This is a genomic window from Gluconobacter sp. P5H9_a (assembly GCF_018812085.1).
Lineage (GTDB): Bacteria > Pseudomonadota > Alphaproteobacteria > Acetobacterales > Acetobacteraceae > Gluconobacter.
The window spans coordinates 1-1283 of record NZ_JACRVW010000041.1 but is presented as its reverse complement, the minus strand read 5'-3'; the positions used below and the strand labels follow the sequence as shown (position 1 = coordinate 1283).

Annotated in this window: 3 protein-coding genes; all 3 read left to right on the top strand. The window is 61.9% G+C overall.

Translation table 11 applies throughout. From position 1 onward, the window contains the following. The coding region (locus tag KP708_RS15350; RefSeq protein ID WP_252348107.1) for a hypothetical protein at nt 1-694 on the top strand (694 nt) is incomplete at its 5' end. Then, entirely contained in the window at nt 691-1032 is a 342-nt protein-coding gene (locus KP708_RS15345) for a hypothetical protein (RefSeq protein ID WP_010505028.1), read from the top strand. The genes KP708_RS15350 and KP708_RS15345, both read left to right, overlap by 4 nt. Continuing rightward, nucleotides 1029-1283 (top strand): hypothetical protein (locus KP708_RS15340; protein WP_215757230.1); only part of this gene is annotated, 255 nt, incomplete at its 3' end. The genes KP708_RS15345 and KP708_RS15340, both read left to right, overlap by 4 nt.

Genomic DNA, 1283 nt, shown 5'->3' with positions numbered 1-1283 from the left:
GCACCGGGCAGCCCCTGCATYCGCGGAGAGGTTGAAAGAGACATCAGAGGAAGAGAGCATGTCCTATCGTATCGTCTATGACCTCGCCGCCGTGCGACTTCCGGCAGCGACCCTGCGCCCTCATGTCGCGGACAGCAGCTTTTATGCCGATCAGTATCTGCTGATGGAGTTGGGTGGCGATAATAATGTCTATGAGGGGCGGGGGTCGCTCCGCGCGAGAAGCTGGTCCCTGATTGGCGCGGGACAGAGCTGGGAGATCATGCGCGAAGTGGTGCAGTATGCCGCATCCTGTGAAGGGGGCGGGATGCGCTTCTCCGGTGCCAGCGAGACGCAGGCAGAAACCTATATCCGCAAGTGCCGGACTGTTCTGCGGGACGCTGTGGGCGCGCAGGCGCTTCTGGATCGAGGCATGACCTGCACGGGACATTTCGCGCTCCGCAAGGGGCCGGTTTCCGCGTGGCTCCAGAAGCGTGTGGACGAGCTCTCGACGATCAAGGCTCCGGAGAGGACAGGCGAAACTCCGGTGTGGTCCTGGCTGAACCTGCTGCGTGATCCGAAGGATGCAGCGATCTTTCTGGCGTATTCCGATCTGGACGATGCGCCTGTCTATAATCGGGCGACAGTCCATGGACCATGTCACGAGCGCCACTCCATCATGAAAGGCCTGACCCCATTCGTGGAATGCGCGGCATGAGCCGGAAGGACAAGGCCATCATTTCCAAGGTTCTGTGCGGTGTGAACGTGGAGATTTTCACCTATCCGAATGGTGAGGCCCTTCTGCGCACCGTGGACGCCTATCCGGTCAACCGGAATGACTGGCATGGCCCGTATGCGGATGCCGCTCAGGCCGAGGCCGACTTCGTGGACCGCCATGCGCTGCCTGTGCTGACACCCGAGGATGTCAGACGCAGGCGTCTGAACGGGACACTTTCGAAGACGCACGAGTATGGCGAGATGATTCTGGCCTTTCATCGCTGGACAGGGGCGACCTGTCTGACCCCGTTCATTGTCCGGCCGGAGGCCCGGGCATGAGCGAAGTTCTTCCGACGTCCGCAGGCCCCGTCTGCCGGCACCTGGATCTCAGTACCGGGCATCTTCCAGTCGCAGAGCGCGACGCGTGCGAGCTCTATCTCAGCAGCGGGGGCACAGCAGGACGAAGCTGTCTTGGCGGGCCTTATGGCTGGATGATTTATGTTCCCACCGAGGCGGAGGACGTCCCGCAGGACGTGTCTCCCGAACTGGCCGCCCTGATGGTTCAGGCGCGAGAGCAGGACTGCCACTAC